This window comes from Binatus sp. (SeqCode) (assembly GCF_050013435.1).
In the GTDB taxonomy this organism is placed as follows: domain Bacteria; phylum Desulfobacterota; class Binatia; order Binatales; family Binataceae; genus Binatus.
Map to the genome: position 1 here is coordinate 1 of NZ_JBEKFG010000022.1, position 16,511 is coordinate 16,511.

The 16,511-nt window shown below is 61.2% G+C and carries 16 protein-coding genes; 6 read left to right on the plus strand and 10 right to left on the minus strand.

Going from position 1 to position 16,511, the window contains the following annotated elements:
• On the minus strand, positions 1–1,392 hold a 1,392-nt coding region (gene dnaK / locus ABSB13_RS06375), incomplete at its 3' end, for a molecular chaperone DnaK (RefSeq protein ID WP_428106590.1).
• A 37-nt stretch (positions 1,393–1,429) separates the two neighbouring features.
• On the minus strand, positions 1,430–2,086 hold the full coding sequence (gene grpE / locus ABSB13_RS06380; protein ID WP_428106593.1) for a nucleotide exchange factor GrpE: 657 nt from the start codon (positions 2,084–2,086) through the stop codon (positions 1,430–1,432).
• A gap of 263 nt (positions 2,087–2,349) precedes the next feature.
• Here grpE and ABSB13_RS06385 point away from each other — a divergent pair, with 263 nt between their 5' ends.
• A complete protein-coding gene (locus tag ABSB13_RS06385) occupies positions 2,350–2,667 on the plus strand; it encodes a hypothetical protein (protein WP_428106594.1) in 318 nt (105 codons plus the stop codon).
• Positions 2,668–3,022: 355 nt separating this feature from the next.
• Positions 3,023–3,478: a hypothetical protein gene (locus ABSB13_RS06390; RefSeq protein WP_428106595.1), complete on the plus strand. Its 456-nt coding sequence runs from the start codon at positions 3,023–3,025 to the stop codon at positions 3,476–3,478.
• A gap of 48 nt (positions 3,479–3,526) precedes the next feature.
• Here ABSB13_RS06390 and hrcA read toward each other — a convergent pair whose 3' ends face one another.
• Positions 3,527–4,573: a heat-inducible transcriptional repressor HrcA gene (hrcA, locus tag ABSB13_RS06395; protein ID WP_428106598.1), complete on the minus strand. Its 1,047-nt coding sequence runs from the start codon at positions 4,571–4,573 to the stop codon at positions 3,527–3,529.
• A 180-nt stretch (positions 4,574–4,753) separates the two neighbouring features.
• Here hrcA and ABSB13_RS06400 point away from each other — a divergent pair, with 180 nt between their 5' ends.
• Complete coding sequence (locus ABSB13_RS06400) at positions 4,754–6,376, plus strand: vWA domain-containing protein (protein ID WP_428106600.1); 1,623 nt, start codon at positions 4,754–4,756, stop codon at positions 6,374–6,376.
• Positions 6,373–6,876, plus strand: a complete 504-nt coding sequence (locus ABSB13_RS06405) for a GNAT family N-acetyltransferase (protein WP_428106602.1) — start codon at positions 6,373–6,375, stop codon at positions 6,874–6,876. Before ABSB13_RS06400 ends, ABSB13_RS06405 begins: the two co-directional genes overlap by 4 nt.
• Before the next feature lie 88 nt (positions 6,877–6,964).
• Here ABSB13_RS06405 and ABSB13_RS06410 read toward each other — a convergent pair whose 3' ends face one another.
• The 4 genes from ABSB13_RS06410 to ABSB13_RS06425 all read right to left on the minus strand — a co-directional run bounded on the left by ABSB13_RS06410 (position 6,965) and on the right by ABSB13_RS06425 (position 10,056).
• The gene (locus tag ABSB13_RS06410; protein ID WP_428106604.1) at positions 6,965–7,963 is read right to left on the minus strand and encodes a ferritin-like domain-containing protein; all 999 of its coding nucleotides are present in this window, start codon (positions 7,961–7,963) and stop codon (positions 6,965–6,967) included.
• Between the two features lie 18 nt (positions 7,964–7,981).
• A complete protein-coding gene (locus ABSB13_RS06415; RefSeq protein WP_428106608.1) occupies positions 7,982–8,593 on the minus strand; it encodes a TetR/AcrR family transcriptional regulator in 612 nt (203 codons plus the stop codon).
• A 253-nt stretch (positions 8,594–8,846) separates the two neighbouring features.
• Entirely contained in the window at positions 8,847–9,248 is a 402-nt protein-coding gene (locus ABSB13_RS06420) for a hypothetical protein (RefSeq protein ID WP_428106611.1), read from the minus strand.
• A gap of 58 nt (positions 9,249–9,306) precedes the next feature.
• On the minus strand, positions 9,307–10,056 hold the full coding sequence (locus ABSB13_RS06425; protein ID WP_428106612.1) for a hypothetical protein: 750 nt from the start codon (positions 10,054–10,056) through the stop codon (positions 9,307–9,309).
• Positions 10,057–10,152: 96 nt separating this feature from the next.
• On the opposite strand from ABSB13_RS06425, the gene ABSB13_RS06430 reads away from it, so the two are divergent.
• A complete protein-coding gene (locus ABSB13_RS06430; protein ID WP_428106613.1) occupies positions 10,153–11,517 on the plus strand; it encodes an MFS transporter in 1,365 nt (454 codons plus the stop codon).
• Positions 11,518–11,611: 94 nt separating this feature from the next.
• Here ABSB13_RS06430 and ABSB13_RS06435 read toward each other — a convergent pair whose 3' ends face one another.
• Positions 11,612–12,739, minus strand: coding sequence for an acyl-CoA dehydrogenase family protein (locus ABSB13_RS06435; protein WP_428106615.1), 1,128 nt, complete (start codon positions 12,737–12,739; stop codon positions 11,612–11,614).
• A gap of 222 nt (positions 12,740–12,961) precedes the next feature.
• On the opposite strand from ABSB13_RS06435, the gene ABSB13_RS06440 reads away from it, so the two are divergent.
• The gene (locus ABSB13_RS06440) at positions 12,962–13,747 is read left to right on the plus strand and encodes a class I SAM-dependent methyltransferase (RefSeq protein ID WP_428106617.1); all 786 of its coding nucleotides are present in this window, start codon (positions 12,962–12,964) and stop codon (positions 13,745–13,747) included.
• Here ABSB13_RS06440 and ABSB13_RS06445 read toward each other — a convergent pair.
• Both ABSB13_RS06445 and ABSB13_RS06450 read right to left on the minus strand, forming a co-directional pair.
• Positions 13,744–14,925 (minus strand): FIST signal transduction protein, encoded by a 1,182-nt coding sequence (locus tag ABSB13_RS06445; protein ID WP_428106620.1) that lies wholly within the window; start codon positions 14,923–14,925, stop codon positions 13,744–13,746. The two genes, ABSB13_RS06440 and ABSB13_RS06445, sit on opposite strands and share 4 nt — an antisense overlap.
• Before the next feature lie 11 nt (positions 14,926–14,936).
• Entirely contained in the window at positions 14,937–16,370 is a 1,434-nt protein-coding gene (locus ABSB13_RS06450; RefSeq protein WP_428106622.1) for a M20/M25/M40 family metallo-hydrolase, read from the minus strand.
• Between the last annotated feature and the right edge of the window lie 141 nt (positions 16,371–16,511).

Below are 16,511 nucleotides of genomic sequence, written 5' to 3' on the forward strand. Positions count from 1 at the left end.
CAGCCCGCGCGGGGCAGGTGGGATTCCGATCAAGTCGAACTGGCCGAGCAGCTTGTTGTCCGACGCCATCTCGCGCTCGCCCTGGAAGACGCGAATCGTGACCGCGGTCTGATTGTCTTGCGCGGTCGAGAACACCTGGCTCTTGCGGGTGGGGATGGTCGTGTTTTTCTCGATGAGCTTGGTGAACACGCCGCCGAGCGTTTCGATTCCGAGCGACAGAGGAGTCACGTCGAGCAGCAGGACGTCTTTGACTTCGCCCTTGAGCACGCCCGCCTGAATTGCGGCGCCGATCGCGACCACCTCGTCGGGGTTGACGCCCTTATGTCCCTCTTTGCCGAACAGGCGCTTCACGCGCTCCTGCACCGCGGGCATCCGGGTCATGCCGCCGACCAGGACGATCTCGTCGATCTCGCTCGCCTTGAGGCCGGCATCGCGAAGCGCGGTCACGCATGGTGCGTCGAGCCGGTCGAGCAGGTCGGCGCACAGCGCTTCGAGCTTGGCGCGCGACAGCTTGATATTGAGATGCTTGGGGCCGGACTGATCCGCGGTGATGAAGGGCAGATTGATGTCGGTCTCGGTCACGGTGGACAGCTCAGTCTTGGCCTTCTCGGCGGCTTCCTTGAGCCGCTGCAGCGCCATCCGATCTTTGCGCAGATCGAATCCCTGGTCCTTGCGGAATTCGTCGGCCAGGTAATCGATGACCCGCTGATCGAAATCTTCGCCGCCCAGGAAGGTGTCGCCGTTGGTCGCCTTGACCTCGAAGACTCCCTCGCCCAGTTCAAGAATTGAAATATCGAACGTGCCGCCGCCGAGATCGAACACGGCGATCTTCTCGTCCTTCTTCTTGTCGAGACCGTAGGCCAGCGACGCCGCCGTCGGCTCGTTGATGATCCGCAGCACGGTAAGGCCCGCGATGCGGCCCGCATCCTTGGTGGCCTGGCGCTGGCTGTCGTTGAAATACGCGGGCACGGTGATAACCGCCTCGGTGACTTTCTCACCGAGATAGTCCTCGGCGGTCTGCTTCATCTTCTGCAGAACGAACGCCGAAATTTCCGCCGGGCTATATTTCTTGCCGCGGAGTTCGACGAACGCCGCGCCATCGTCGTTCTTCACGACCTTGTACGGCAGCACCTTGAGCGCCTTCTGAACTTCCGCGTCATCATAGCGCCGGCCCATCAGGCGTTTGATTGCGGACACCGTATTGGTTGGATTGGTGATCGACTGGCGCTTGGCGATCTGGCCAACCAGCCGCTCGCCTGCTTCTGTAAATGCGACGACCGACGGCGTCGTGCGACTGCCCTCGGAGTTGGCGATGACTACGGGGTCGCCACCCTCCATGATCGCGACGCAGCTATTCGTCGTGCCCAAGTCGATGCCGATAACTTTTGCCATTTTCCTAAAGATCCTCTGATGTTGAGATAATCATGCTTCAATCGTTTTCAATGCCGGAGGCATCGCTTTCGCCTCCGTTTCGCTTTTCAGAATCGGTCACGCTCTGCTTCGCAACCGAGACGCGGGCCGGACGCAAAACCCGGTCACCGATCAGATAGCCGCGATGGAATTCATCGACGACGGTGTTCGGCGGATGCACCTGCGACGCCACGTGATCGACCGCCTCATGCCGATTGGGATCGAATGCCTGGCCGACCGACTGCAGCGGTGTCACGCCTTGCGCACGCAGGAAATCGATCAGCGCCCGCACTGTCATCTCGACGCCATCGACGATCGTCCTGGCGTCATTGCCATCGCGGGCGGCCGCGAGCGCGCGCTCGAGGTTGTCGATGATCGGCAGCAGGTCGCGGAGAATCGCCTCGCGCTGAATGCGGATCGATTCCTCGCTCTGCTGGCGGATTCGCTTGCGCGCATTTTCAGAGTCGGCGAGCGTGCGAAGATACTTGTCCTTCAGCTCGGCGATTTCCTTGTCTTTTTCGGCGATCTGCGCGCGTAAGGGATCCAGTTCGCTGTTGATCCCCGCCGAGGTATGGGTGCCCTCGCCGTGCGCTGATTCAGCGCCAGCGTCTGCCTGCTCGCCACTCCCGTCCATGGCGGGATTTCCGTCCTGGGGCTGCTTGTGTCGCTTGCTCATTTAATAAAACCGCACCGAAATTAAACGTAAGCATGATTTATGCGTGTGCCAGTGCCGGCAATGGCGGAATCGTTGGATTTTCGCCGATTTTTGCGGGTCGGCGCGGCCTGCAAACCCAGGGGCAATGAAGGGAGCGGCGAAGCGGGGGGATTCTGTTGCAATGCGCCCATACACCCGATGACCGTTATTCCCCGGCGGTGCTTATCGGCGCTAGACATGATGGCGGTAGTTCTGGTAAGACGCGTGGTTCAAGGGCGGGAAATGTGCCAACGAGCGTATACGGCTTTATCGGCAACGTGGAGCGTGAGAATCATTTCCAATTGCACGGAAGCGAATTTAAGCCGAGATTTGCATCCGCCGCAGACTACGAGACCGCGGCCATTGCGTTCCTTGCTGGTCCATTGGCTGGTAGGATGGAGTGCGTGAGGCGTAACGGCGATACCATCCGCTTCGACCCGGTGACGAATGAATTCGCGATTTGCGACCGTGATAGCGTGCTAAAAACCTATTACAGACCCAATCCGGCCATCCACCATCAGAAGGATAATACCGCTTATTTTAAGGGGCAGTGCAAAAAATGAAACACTTATGTCCAGTATGCGGTTACCGTGACCTGCCACGGCCTGCGCGGGAGGATTTGATCTGCCCTTGCTGTGGCACCCATTTCGGCTACCACGATTATGCGACCGGACATGCAGAGCTGCGTCGCAGGTGGATCGCGGATGGTGCGCATTGGTTTAGTCGCGCGCAAGCAGCGCCACCGGGCTGGGACGCCGAAACCCAACTCAGCGAAGCGGGGCTGATTCCCTATGAGGTGACCGGCACTACAGAAGAATCTCGTATTGATTTCCCAGCAGATTCCCCAGCAGATTCTTCAAATTCATGGACTTCATGGACCTTGACTGGGAACCCTAACGCCATGGCCGCTTAGTCTACATGCCGAAACTGTTGATTTTTGCGGCTTGCGAGAAGGCCATCGTTGACGAGCAAAGCAAGGTGGTTTCGCTGCTATCCCTGATCGAGAACATAAACGTTCAGTTCAAGCCTGGCGCTCCCCCTCCTCCGTCGAATGCCGCAATTCCAATGCCGTGGGCGGTAGTTTCGATTTTTAAAGCGACCCCTGGCGATGTCGGAAAGACATTTGAGCAGCGCATGATAATGGAGGATGGTTCCGCTACAGTACTGCTTCAAAGTCCGGTCGCGGAATTTAGCCTAAAGCAAGAAGGGGCGACGCATAGAATCATCACCCAACTTAACGGGATGCATATCGGGACCGCCGGGTCTCGCTTGCTCAAGTGCTACTTACGCGAGAAAGGCGCTCCCGATTGGCGCGAGGTTGCGAGTTACCCGATAAGCGTCCTGTGGCAGATGACGCCAGCCACCCTCCAGTAGCACGCCCATAAGGATCCGCCCTTGGCTTGATCGCTCTGAAGAGGGGACTCAGTACTCCATCAAGCGCGACAACGCGCGCGCAGTGTACTCGACCAGCGGTATCACCCGGTCGTAGTCCATCCGCACCGGACCCACGATCGCCAGGCTGCCCAGCGCGCTGGAACCACTGGCGTACGACGCCGCAACCACGCTCAACGACGACAGGCGCGGGTCGTAGTTCTCGGAGCCTATCGACACGGTCAGCCCGGCGTGGGTCAGACTGCGCTCGAGCAATTCGAGCAGCGCGGTTTTATCGTCGAGCGCGCGCAACAGCTCGCGCATCTTGCCGCGATCCGAGAACTCCGGCTGCTCCAGCGCCTGCAGGCTGCCCTCGACGTAAAGCTCCGGACGCCCGACGTAGTCCGCAATCGCCTCGCCCAGGGCAAGCGCGTCGTGCATGAAGCGATCGTAGTTGGCCCGCTCCTGGCGCAGTTGCGCCTCGATCCAGCGGCGCGCCTCGTCGAGCGTCCGTCCTTCGAGTGACTCGTTGAGGTAGCGCGCCATGCGATCGAGTTCGTCCTGCGAATGGTCGCGCTCGGTATCGACAATCCGGTTCTGCATCGCGCCTTTGGCGGCGACGAAAACCGCCAGCACTTGCTTGTCGCGCAGGCGCACGAAGTTGACGCGCTCGAGGATCAAGGCCTCCAGCCGCGGCGCCATCACCAGCGCCGCCTGTCCCGTCAGGATCGAGAGCAGCCGCGGTGTGTCGCGCAGGACTTCGCCGAGGTTGCGCACGGCGGTCGAATAATGGAGCTCAATCTGCGCGCGATCCTCGAAGCCGATCCTGGTCGCCGCGGCCAGATGATCGACGTAATAGCGAAACGCCTTCTCGGTCGGGACCCTGCCCGCCGAGGTGTGCGGCTGACGCAGGTAACCGCCGTCTTCCAGCTCGGCCATCATGTTGCGCACCATCGCGGCGCGCACGCCCAGTTGATGGCGCGCGACGATCTGCGCCGAACCGACAGGCTCGGCGGTCGAGATGAATTCCTGCACCGCCGCGAGGATCAACGCGTGCTGCCGGTTCGAGAGCGGGTTGCTTTCAGATTCCTGCGTCATCTCGTTGGCGCTGGCGCGCGAAGTTCATTTCTCACTCTTTCAATTGGTCCAACTATCCGCGGCGCAGCGCTTGTTTCAATTGTGTTACGCATCCAGCGATACATTCAAGCACCATGGTGACGCAATCGCATCGATTTCAGCCGTGGCGAGCCGGTTTTCAGTGACATAGGATCGATCCCGATGGCGCGAAAAGCCAAAATTATCCAGCCGCGGCGCCGATATGTCCCGGTGGTGCCCACTGATGCGTCGTGGTTCGAGAGCGACAGCTACGACCGGCGCACGTGGAATGAAATCGTCGCCGACGCTCCCTCGATCGCCGATCTCGCTGAAACCGGCGGGCGGCTGGTCCCTCATTTCGGCGCACTGGTGCAGGATCTCTTTTTCGCATTGTTCAAGATGAATCCGGTCTTCCGCAACTCCGCCGACGTGCGCCACGCGGCCGCGCTCAACCGCACCATCCTCGAGCAAATCGTCCCGTCAGCGCCGTTCCAGGCGCTGCGATCGCGCACCGCACTCGAAGAAGACAAGGCCGCGATCGCCGCGATAGTGATGAGCGAGCATGCGCTCGAGATGATTAAATCCGAGGAGCTCATCAATCGCGGTGAGATGCTCGATCTGTGGGATCTTGCGCGCCAGGAGCAGGATCTCGAAGCCCGTGCCGAGGCGATGAAGGCCGTCAACGATATCCAGGAATCGAAAGACAACGAAAACCAATCCGATCCCGGCGAAGAAAAAAAAGAGCGGGCAACGAAAACGCAAAAAGAACTCGCGGAGATGGCCGATGCGGCCGAACGCGCGGCCAAGGTCTCCGAGGCGCGGCTCAATCAGAAGTCGCGGCAGTTCGAAACGCAACTCAAGGGCGCCGATCAGAGCGCGCTCAAGCGCATGCAGCTCAAGACCGCCGAGCTGGCCCGGGAAATCGATCAAGCCGCCGAGGACAGTCACGACTTCAGCCGCGAATTCGGCCAGGGCGGACGCGTCGCGGCCGGTGCGCGCCTTGAGCTCGGGCGGCGGCTGGCGCGAAACAAAAAACTCGGCGAGCTGGCGCGGATGGTCGGGCGGTTCAAGCAGGACGCGCGCGCGCTGAAGCGCAAAACGCTCGAGCGCGGCGTCGCTGAAGCCTACGACATCGAGCTCGGCAGCGAGCTCGGACGCCTGATTCCCGCCGAGCTGCTCGCGATGCATCATCCCGTGCTCAAGCGCGATTTCCATCGCCGCGTGCTCGAAGGCGCCGTCCTTCAGTACCGGCTGCGCGACGACGAGCAAAAGGGCAGGGGCCCGATGATCGTGTGTATCGACGTGAGCTCCTCGATGCAGGGCGACAAGGAGATGTGGTCCAAGGCCGTAGCGCTGACGCTGATGGATATCGCGCGGCGCCAGCGCCGGCTGTTCCGCGCCGTTATGTTTTCCTCGGGCGACGTGAGCCTCAAGGTGCTCGACCTCAATCGCGAGCGGCGCTATCAGCCCGACTTGAACAAAGTCGTCGAGATGGCCGAGTACTTCCCCGGCGGCGGCACCGACTTCGAGGCGCCAATCGACGCGGCGGTCGAACTGCTTGGCGAAAAGAAACTCAAGCGCGGTGACATCGTGATCATCACCGACGGCGAATCGCAGGTGAGTCCGGATTGGCTGGCGCGGCTGCGCGAGCGCAAGCACGAACTGGATTTCTCGATCTTTGCGGTGCTGGTTGACGTGGGCTCGGCGGAGATGTCGTCGCTGGCGCAGTTCGCGGATCGGATTACCTCGGTCAAGCGCATCAGCGACGAGCACGCGCGCGACATCTTCGTGCAAATGCAATCATGAAGCCGGCCGCCCGCGAAGTCGTTCTCGAGCCTGTCGATCGGCGCAATTACCGCCAGCTGTTCATAATGCAGCTTCGGCCCGAGCAGACCAGTTTCGTCACGCCGCCGCGATGGACGCTCGCGCGATGCTACGTGCGGCTGTTCGGCGACCAATTCGAGCATCTGCCGCATCTCATCGTGGCCGTAGGCGAGGTGGTAGGATACTCGACCACCGTATGCGACCCTGCCAGCGCTGACGATTATTGGATCGACGACATCATGATCGACGCGGCGCATCAGGGTAAGGGCTACGGACGCGCCGCAGTCGTGGAGACGATCAAGATGATCGTCGCGCGCTATCCGCGATGCCGCGCCGTGCAGCTAACCTGCTTTCGCACTAACACCAACGCCGCGACACTGTACAAGAGCATCGGCTTCGAGCCGACGGGCGGAATCGATGAAGAATTCGGCGAGCCTAACTACAAGCTCTCCGGCGCCGCGCTCGCAAAGTTTCGGGAGTAGCACATCGACATCTCGGCAGGCTCAGACAAAAGGAAGGGCCGGTCGAGGACGTCCGGCCCTTCATCATTCACAGTGTGCTGATCGCGCGCTATGCGGCCGACGCCATCTGCATCACGCCGAGCTGCTGATACCACGACTCGGTGCGATCGTTGATCAGATCGATTTGCCGCAGGCATGGAATGATCGTATCGACGAACAGGAACGAGTTGAACTGCTTTTCCATGTCGTTCTCCGCCGCCGCCCACGCCGGGTTGCGATGCAGCTCGTCCTCGATGTCCTTGATCGAGATGCCAACTTCCTCGAACACGTCCGTGCCCGACAGGAAGCCGTCCTTCGGTTTGCCGTCAACGACCTTGGTCACCATCATGTCGCACGCCGTGAAGGCGAAGTCCTCGAGATCCTTCTTGTCCTTGCCCTTGAGCTTGGTCACGGCGTCGCGCAGCGCGAGCATCCCGAAGCCGATGTGGCGCGCCTCGTCCTTCATGATGTACTCGAGCAGTTCCTTGAGCAGCTCGTCCTTGGTCTCGCGCTGCATGAAACGGAACGCCGCGATCGCCAGTCCCTCGGCGACGATTTGCATCCCGACGTATTTCGGCTCCCAGCGATCGTGCTCCAGGACTGCGCGCAGCAGGCGCTCCAGCGTGGGATCGATCGGGTAGATGCGATCGAGCTTGGTGATGTACTTGCGGAAGCCTTCCACGTGACGCGCTTCATCGAAGACCTGCGCCGCCGCATTCATTTTGGCGTCGAGGTCCGGCACCGCGTCAACCAACTGTCCGCAGACCATCAGCGCGCCTTGCTCGCCGTGCAGGAATTGCGAGAGCCGCCACGCGGCGAACTTGCGGCCGAGCTGGTACTTGTTCTCCTCGCTGAGCGATTTATAAAGCTCGGTCTGGAACATCGGCATCATGGTCATGTCGAGAACTTCTTTCTCGATCGGGCGGTCCCAGTTGATTGTCGTCGAGACGTTCCACTGATCGCGCTTGGCGTTCTCGTACAGCTTATCCATCTGCGGGAACTTCACGCTGTAGTCCCAGTGGAAAATGCTTTCGAGCGGTGTGCTGACAACGGTGCGTTCTTGAGCCATCGTGACAATCCTCCAGATTCAAGGGGCGCCGAGCCGTGCCGCGCGCTCGAGTCCGCCCAGGGCAAAATTTACGGTGACGTTTTTCAGTTCCGCGTGGGAAAGATCGCCGCTGGCGAGCAGCCATGAAATCGCCTGCGACAACATCCCGATCGTGAGATGCGCAATCGCATCGGCGTGCTCACCGACCGCGGGAGCCAACTCGTCGCGCAGGTCGTCGATGAATACGTCGTGGACGCGGACCATCAGATCCAGAAATGCAGGGCTGTGGCCGAACACTATCCGAAACAGTTCGGGCGCCTCGGCCGCCGCGTCGAGAATCGTATCGATCGTGATTTTGAGCTTCTCGGCGGGCGTATGGACCCCAGCCTTCGCCTCGGCGAGTTCGCGCCGCAATTCGGCCGCGCCATGCTCGATCAGCTCGATAAAAATTTCGTTCTTGGTCTTGAAGTGCAGGTAGAAGGTGCCCAGCCCGACGTCGGCTTCAGTCGCGATGTCGGCGATTCGCGTCTGATGGTACCCCTTCCTTGAGATGACGCATTCGGCCGCCTCGATCAGATCGACACGCGTCTTCTCACGGCGCCGATCGAATCGATTCGGAGCATCGCTTAGTTCTCGATTAACTTGACCCACTAATCCAGCTATTAATCGAAAATGAATCGTGAGTCAATTACGATTACTGATTCATTACTGAATATAGATTCATGAATGAGATACCCCTCAGGATCGGCCAACCAAGCCGATTCATTAGAGAATTTCGAAATCAGTGGGACTCAAATCAGGCGGTCGGCGGCTGGAAAAGAGGGGGATTGTAAGCAACTTGATACCAGCCCATAAAAGTCCCTGTGAGTACGCGAAAAGGCGTGATTAAGGGCAAGCCTTATTCCTAGCATCGATGTCTATATAGATCATCTTTGGCTATGCCACTGACTTTGCCGCTGAGTGGATCATACGGATGGGCGCGAATGCGAGCGGCGTCTTCCGCGCGTTTTTTTAATTCCAAGATGATCCGCCGAGGAAAAAACGCAACGGAGAAAGAAATTGTCCAGACCACGATGGGGGCATGGCCGCGAATCGGGATGCCGCAAAAGTCGAGGAAAGCCCAAGACCCAATAATCAACACAAATGCAATCCCAGGGAGCGCAAATCGGAAGAGGTCGAAACCGGCACTGACCTCCTGACCAGTTGCGCGAAATGCGTTATGCCAGCGCAGTTCCCACGCCGTGATGCTGACCATCAAATACCCAACGCTTGCGCCCACCATTGCTGTAAACAGAAGCTCTTTCATTACCGTTGCTTGGTCTGCGTGAAGCGGTGCCTACTCGTCAGAAGGAGCGGCAAAACCGCTATGGCGCGCCACCCGCGGAACCACCGGATTGGTCGGGAGATTCATCGGGCGGCGCGCTCCCGGCGCCGGTGTCTTGAGTGGTCTCGGGCAGGATCACCGGCTCGGGGAAATCCACCGTGACGTTGCAACACAGCAGGTAACTGCTGCCCGCCCGGGGTTGAGCGTTGTAGGCCTGAAGCGACCCATCGGCTTGCACCTTGACCGCCTGGTAGCTGCTCGAGCCCGACTGACGCTCGATCTGAAAGACGTAGTAAGCGCCGCGATCGAGCGGCTCTGGCGGTCCTTCCTCGGGTAGTATCTGCGTGAAGTGCGGGGGCAGTTTCGCGTACTCGATATTGTTGAGCGTGTACTTGGCCGCCCCGACGCCGGTGATCGAACCAAATGTGCCTTCGTCGGCTTTGAACTCCCAGATCGGTACGCCGCCATCGAATCGCACCACCGACTCGGTATGCGACGCGTCACGCTGATGGTTCGCGATCACTTCGGCGCCGAAGTACTTGATTACGGTCGCGCGTGCGAGCGCATCGCCGGGGCGCCGGTAGCTGATCGCGACGTTGGCGATTGGAGGCGGCAGCGGCTCACCTTCGTTGGCGTAGGCCGCATCGTCGAGATCGGTGTCGTCGCCGGAACCCCACAGCGACTTGACCTGCGAGCATCCCTGCGTCGTCAGCGCGAGCGTCAAAAGCAGTGCGACCGGCCACAGTAGCAGTCGGCATTCACGGATCGGTGTGCGGTCGACGGTTCTCATCGCCATCTCGATAGTCGAGTCCGACCGCAAATTGCAATCGCTTTGTAAGTAGGCATGTCTATCGGGTAGTCTCTGCGGCCTGTGTCAAACCAGGATTTGAGCGAGAAGATTGGCCTTCGTCCCCTGTTAATCTACGCGCAGGCGCAGACCGGCCTCAACCTGTGCGCGACTCTGCTCGGGCTTCACCTGCTCTATTTCTATACCGATCGCAACGGGCTCTCTCCATCGCTGGCCGGGCTTGCATTCTTCCTGGCGCTCGTGGTCGACGCGCTGACCGACCCGTTGGTTGGCAATATATCCGATCGCGCGCGCTTCAAGTCGGGACGGCGCCGGCCGTTTTTTATCGCGTCAATTCCGATGGCGGTCTGCTACTACCTGCTGCTCTCGCCGCCGCCGCTGCGGGGCGCGGGGCTGTTTGCGTGGTTTATCGGTTTCTATTTCCTGATGCTCACGTCGCGGAAGTTCTTTGAAACCGCGTACGGCGCGCTGATGCCGGAACTCACGCTCGACTACGACGAACGCACCAAGCTCTCCACCTTCCGCCAGCTGCTGGGCACGGTCGGCGACATCAGCGGAGCGCTGTTGCCATTTGCTGCCTCGTACCTGTTCGCGCGCGGCACTGATTTCAAAGTCACCGGCGCGATCTGCGGTCTGGTGGTCGCCGGCGGTGCGATGCTCGCGTATGCGGGTCTTCGCGAACGCGCGGAATTTTCCACGCGCGAGCGTTCCAGGCTGTTCGCGTCGCTCAAATCGGTCGCAGGCAATCGGCCGTTTGTCATTCTGCTGATCGCGACCACGCTGGCCGTGATGGCCATCAACATTCCGACCGTCCTGATGCGGTTCCTGGCCACCTACTGGTATCACGACGAGAACGCGGCGGCGCGATGGTTGATGGCGTACTTCGTCGGATCGGCGGTCTCGTATCCGTTCTGGTTCAGGATCACGGTCAGGTTCGAAAAAAAGCCGGCCTTTGTGGTCGCGATGATCTGCAACGCGCTCGGCTCGTTGCTGTTGATGCTGATGACCCGGGAAAGCACTTGGGCGCTTTATTGTTTGATGGCGTTCAGCGGATTCTCGGCCATCGGGATTTGGGTCACGCAAATTTCGGCGTCGGCGGACGTGATCGAATGGGACCAGGAGCGCACCGGCCAGCGCCAGGAGGGCGCCTACGGCGGGATCACCTCGATGTCGATAAAGATGGCGCTCGCGGTTTCGCTGCTGCTGGTCGGCCCGGTCCTGAGCTGGGTCGGTTACAAGCCCGGCGTCGGCGGGATCACGGAGCAAGCGGGGGAGAATCTGCGCTCGCTCTTTGCGCTCGGTCCCGCGTCGCTCTACTTGCTCAGTGCGCTGGTTTTCACGCGCTATCCAATCACCCGCGAGAGCCATCGCGCGATGCGCGATCGGCTCGCCGCGCGCAACGCCGCCGCCGAACAAGAGGAAAAGGCGAAGTCCACCGCCTAGGCTCTCCGCCATAGTTCATCCCGCCGTCGCGGAAACAAAAAGGGCCGCGGGTTCATCACCCCCGGCCCTCTACCGATCAATATAGTTGTCGCGATCAGCCCAGCAGGGACTTCGCCACGGTCTCGCGATGCACCGGGGCGTTGCCGAAATTGGCTTCTCCCGCCAGCGCGCGCCGATGATACAGGTGCATGTCGTGCTCCCAGGTGAATCCGATGCCGCCGTGCACCTGGATCGCCTCCGACGTGACGTTCTTCGCCATGTCGGACGCGTACGCTTTCGCCATCGGCACCGCAGTCGCCGCCTCTGCGGCATTGGTGTCCACGGTCCAGCATGCGTAGTAGGTCAGCGAGCGCGCGTTCTCGACCGCGACCATCATGTCCACGCACTTATGCTTGACGGCTTGAAACGATCCGATCGGCTTGCCGAATTGCACGCGCGTCTTGGCGTATTCGACCGACATGTCGAGCGCCCGCTGCGCCGTCCCGACCATCTCGGCCGCCAGCCCCGCGGTTGCGATGTCGAGTGTGCGCCGCAGGATCGGCCATCCCTCGCCTTCCTTGCCGATAAGTTCGGAGGTTTTCACATTGTCGAACTTCACGTGGCATAGCCGCCGCGTCATATCGACCGTCTTGAGCTGGGTGATCGCGAGGCCTTTCGCGGTGGTGGGAACGGTCAGAATCGTAATTCCTTTTTCGCCGCTGCCGCCGGTGCGGACTGCAACCGCCATCCCGTTAGCCACGTGCGCATCGGGCACAAAAAACTTCTCGCCGGTGATCGTGTATTCCTTGCCGCTCTTGGTCGCCTTGAGCTGGACTCCCTCGGCGTCGAAGCGGCCCGAGGCTTCGGCGATCGCTACGGTGCCGATAAATTCGCCCTTTGCCATGCGCGGCAGGAGATTTTTTTTCTGCTCGTCCGAGCCGCCTTCTATAAGCAGCGGCGCCGCTAGCAGCGCGGAGGTGAACAGGGGTCCCGGCACCAGAACCTTGCCGGCTTCTTCGACGATCACCGTCATGTCGAGGAAACTGCCGCCCTGGCCGCCGTAACTCTCCGGGATGAGCAGCCCAGGCCATCCGAGATCGACCAGCTTTTTCCAGAAAGCGGGGTCGTGTGCGGTCGCGTCCGCCATCATCTGGCGAACAAACTTGGACGGGCAGTTGTCGGCCAGAAAGCGCTTGGCCGCATCCCGAAGCATCTCTTGTTCTTCAGAAAATCCGAAATCCAACTTTCGTTCCTCCGTTTTCTCGATGGGGAATCCTGCGGTTGAAACCGCTCGAATCCATCTTTCAGGTACCACTAAGGCTTTCGGGCGTGCAAGCGCCGGGAATCCCGCGACGCAGCCGGTTGCGCGCTTGATTTGCGCCCGGGAACCGCGACAATAGGCGCATCGGAATCGACTGATTGGAACCATCACAGCGCTCGGCAATCGGTGCCGCGCACCGCTCATATGGAACACAAAGATCTCGTCCGCGAGGAATTCACGCGGCAGGCGGCTGATTACGCGACCGCCCCTGCGATAGTTGACAGCGAGCATCTGCGCAAGCTGGTCGAGATTGTCGCGCCGCCTGCCCATGCGCGCGTTCTGGAAGTCGCCACCGGACCGGGGCACGTCGCGATGGCATTTGCGCCGCTGTGCCGCGAAGTCGTCGGCATCGACCTGACCGACGCGCCGCTCAAGATTGCCGAGCAGATGCGCTCGAAGCGGGGACTGGCCAACGTCCGCTTCCAGAAGGGCGACGTCGAGTCACGCTTGCCGTTCAACGACGGCGAATTTGACGTCGTCGTGTGCCGGTTTGCGATTCATCATTTCGCCGCGCCGGAGAAAGTGATCGCCGAGATGGCGCGAGTGTGCCGCGCTGACGGACTGGTGGCGATCGAGGATTTGATCGCCAGCGAACAGCCCGAGCGCGCCGCGTACTACAACCAATTCGAAAGGCTGCGCGACACGTCGCATACCAGTGCGCTCGCGATGAGCGAGCTAATCCGGATGATGGGCGCGGCCGGCCTCGAGATAGTGAGGTTTACGTCGCACGGCTACCGCGTTGCGGTATCGCAATGGATCAAGGCGGCGCATACGTCGCCGGAGCGCGCAGCGAAAGCACTCGCGATGGTCCAGCGGGATGCGGACGAAGATCTAAGCGGCGCGCGTCCTGTGCGAATCGACGGCGAACTGCATTTCACCTATCGGATCGCGATGCTGGTGACGCGCAAGCTGCCGGCGCGCGTCCTTTAGGTTTTTCTTCCCGATATCAGCGCGAGGACGCCCGAGTATTGGAGCACAGAGGTCTGCTCCGCGAGCGAGCCGATTTCGAATCCGGTGAAGAACCCCGCGATCGGAACGGGTCCAAGGTAGCGCCTGATGTACGCGGAATCGTGACCCGGGATGTTGTAGAGTCCGGCGCCGCGCGAGACGCAATCGAAGTACAGACCGAACGCGGGAGGCGCGTCGAGGCGGTCGTTCAATTGTTCCAGCGTCGCCTTCAAGTCCTGGCGCGATAGCTCGGGGTCGCGCAACACGAAACCGACCGTGTCGCCCACCCTGGGCTGGAATGCGACCGCGATAACGCCGTGTTCCTCGCTGGCGCCGACGATATTGCGCACGACAAATTGTCCGCGCTCGATCGCCTGTGCGTTCTCGTACACCGGAATTGCAACGAAGACGTAGCTCAGCGCGCGGCGCAGGTCGCCGGCCAGGGGGCCGACGGTCTCGGCGAAGACCTGGTAAGCCGGCCGGCCGTCGAGCTCGATCAGTATGTTGTCGCGCGCGGCGGTCACGCGATGCGCCGTTCCAATCGGGCCGCATGCCAGCGAGCTCGCCACAGTCGGCTCGAAGTCTCCCGCCAGCAGCATCCCGGAGACCGCGTTCGAGCTGACCGTATCGCCGCAGAAAACAAAGGTCTCGCCGATCGAGCCGTCTTCGCTCGCACCGCCGCCCGCAATCATCACGCCGGGCAGTTCGGTCCCGAGCGCTTCGAGCGTCGCCTCGGCTTCGAAGTTGTAAGTATCGGCAAAAAGAATCAGCAGGTTCGATTTGCCGAGCTGCGAGCGCACCGCGGACGCCACTTCCGCCGCCACGCCCGCGGCGCGGCCGCGAAGGGTCGGCACGAAGAATCGGGTGGCGTGAATGTCTTCGCCGCCGAACACCATCACGGCCAGCGCGTTTCCCGATTCGATTTCGGTCTCGCCCGCGATGACGCCCATGCTCGAGCATCCCGCGACTTCGCGCGTATGCGCTTGGGAAGCCACCGTGCGCAGGATCATCGGATACGCTGCGCCGTAAGCCGGAGTGGCGAAGCAAAGCGCGCCGTTGGCGCGGCTCAGCCCCGCCTGCGCGAGCGCGGCGGCGGTGGCCTCGGCGGCGGCGCTCCGCGGATTGGGCGCAGTCGAGAAACCGGCGCCGGCTCGAATCATCCCGTCACCTGCTACCGGCTCCCGAAAATCCGCAGCAACTCGACCATCCGTTGAATCCCGTCAGCGAGTTCCTTCACGCCGATTCGCTCGTTGATTCCGTGAACGCCTTTTGCTTCGGCGGGATTTACTTCGACCGGAATGAAACCGTAGGAGACGATCTTTTTATGGCGGAAGTAATGGCTGTCGGTGAATCCGATGATCATCGAGGGCACGACGGTGGCCCGGTCGTGATCTTTGGCCAGCGTCGCAATCGCGGTCATCAGCGGCGAGCGCGACGGCGACGAGATCGGGGGAAAATTGAGGATCACGTCGAGCTTGATGCTGTCGTCGGCGATCACCTTTTTGATGTCGTTCATGACCGTCTTGGGATCGCTGCCCGGCAGCAGGCGGCAATCGACTTCGGCGTACGCCGTCTCGGAGATCACGTTGGTCTTATCGCTGGCAGACAGCACCGTCGGGGTGATCGTGTCGCGCACCCGCGCGTTCTGACCGGGGTCGTCAAGAAATCCCTTGAGGTAAGCGGGGTCCTTCAGCGCGGCGGCGAGATCGAGAAGCTGCCTGGGTCCGTGATCGAGCTCCGTCATCGTGTGGTAGTAATCATTCACCGGCCCGATGACGTGGATGGGCGTTTTGTACTCGCTCAATTTATCCAGCGCGCGCACCAGCCGCGTGACCGCGGTTTCCGCGGGCGGATCGGAGGCGTGCCCGGCCGGGCCGCTGGCGGTAAGCTTGAGCCACAGCGGCGTCTTTTCGGTGACGGAGACCACGTAAACCTTGCGCTTGGCGTCGGATAGCGCGCGAATGCCGCCGCCTTCGTTGATCAGATAGCCGGCGTCGGAGATGACGTTGGCCTCGTGATCGACGAACCATCCCGCGCCGTTCTTGCCGCCTGCTTCCTCGTCGCCGGTGGCGACAAACAGCACGTCGCGATCGAGCAGGATGCCCGCGCGCTTGATCGCCAGCATCGCCATCAGCTCGATCACGCCGGGGCCCTTGTCGTCGATCGAGCCGCGTCCCCAGATTTTTCCGTCCTTGACGGCGCCCGAGAACGGCGCCACCTCCCATTCCTTGGGGTTGGCGGGCACCACGTCCATGTGGCTCAGCAGGATGATCGACTTGGTATGCTTGCCGATCCCGCGCAGGCGCGCCGCGACAATTCCGCGCCCATGCTGCGGCTCCCAGGTCGTGGCGGGAATCCCGTCGGTCAGAAATTTTTCCCTGAGCATCCGCGCCGCTTCGATCTCGTTGCCCGGCGGATTGGTGGTGTTGAGCTGGATGTACCTGGAAAGCAGGTCGGTCGCTTCCTGGGTGACCTTGTCCCAATTGATCGGTTGCGGAGGCGGCGCCTTCGACACCCCCATCGATTCAGACGGCAAAATGTTGGGCGCCGCGGATGCGGACGCCGGGGCGGCCAAAGCGGAGCCGGATAGAGCAACCCACGTCAACAGGGATGCCGCAGCGATGGCGGATGCGCGGTTCATTGCGGGCCGAGGTTGAAGATGTTTTCGATCACGGAATGAGGGAACACCGTCGCGGCCCCGCCGTCAACTACTTGATGGGTCGAAAGTGCGGCAAGTGGGGAAGGG

Excerpts from the sequence above, each read along its gene's own strand:
- ABSB13_RS06445 (WP_428106620.1), bottom strand. The coding sequence starts at position 14,925 with ATGATTCGAGCCGGCGCCGGTTTCTCGACTGCGCCCAATCCGCGGAGC.
- ABSB13_RS06410 (WP_428106604.1), bottom strand. The coding sequence starts at position 7,963 with ATGGCTCAAGAACGCACCGTTGTCAGCACACCGCTCGAAAGCATTTTC.
- ABSB13_RS06390 (WP_428106595.1), top strand. The coding sequence starts at position 3,023 with ATGCCGAAACTGTTGATTTTTGCGGCTTGCGAGAAGGCCATCGTTGAC.
- ABSB13_RS06425 (WP_428106612.1), bottom strand. The coding sequence starts at position 10,056 with ATGAGAACCGTCGACCGCACACCGATCCGTGAATGCCGACTGCTACTG.
- hrcA (WP_428106598.1), bottom strand. The coding sequence starts at position 4,573 with ATGACGCAGGAATCTGAAAGCAACCCGCTCTCGAACCGGCAGCACGCG.
- ABSB13_RS06440 (WP_428106617.1), top strand. The coding sequence starts at position 12,962 with ATGGAACACAAAGATCTCGTCCGCGAGGAATTCACGCGGCAGGCGGCT.
- ABSB13_RS06420 (WP_428106611.1), bottom strand. The coding sequence starts at position 9,248 with ATGAAAGAGCTTCTGTTTACAGCAATGGTGGGCGCAAGCGTTGGGTAT.
- grpE (WP_428106593.1), bottom strand. The coding sequence starts at position 2,086 with ATGAGCAAGCGACACAAGCAGCCCCAGGACGGAAATCCCGCCATGGAC.
- ABSB13_RS06400 (WP_428106600.1), top strand. The coding sequence starts at position 4,754 with ATGGCGCGAAAAGCCAAAATTATCCAGCCGCGGCGCCGATATGTCCCG.
- ABSB13_RS06405 (WP_428106602.1), top strand. The coding sequence starts at position 6,373 with ATGAAGCCGGCCGCCCGCGAAGTCGTTCTCGAGCCTGTCGATCGGCGC.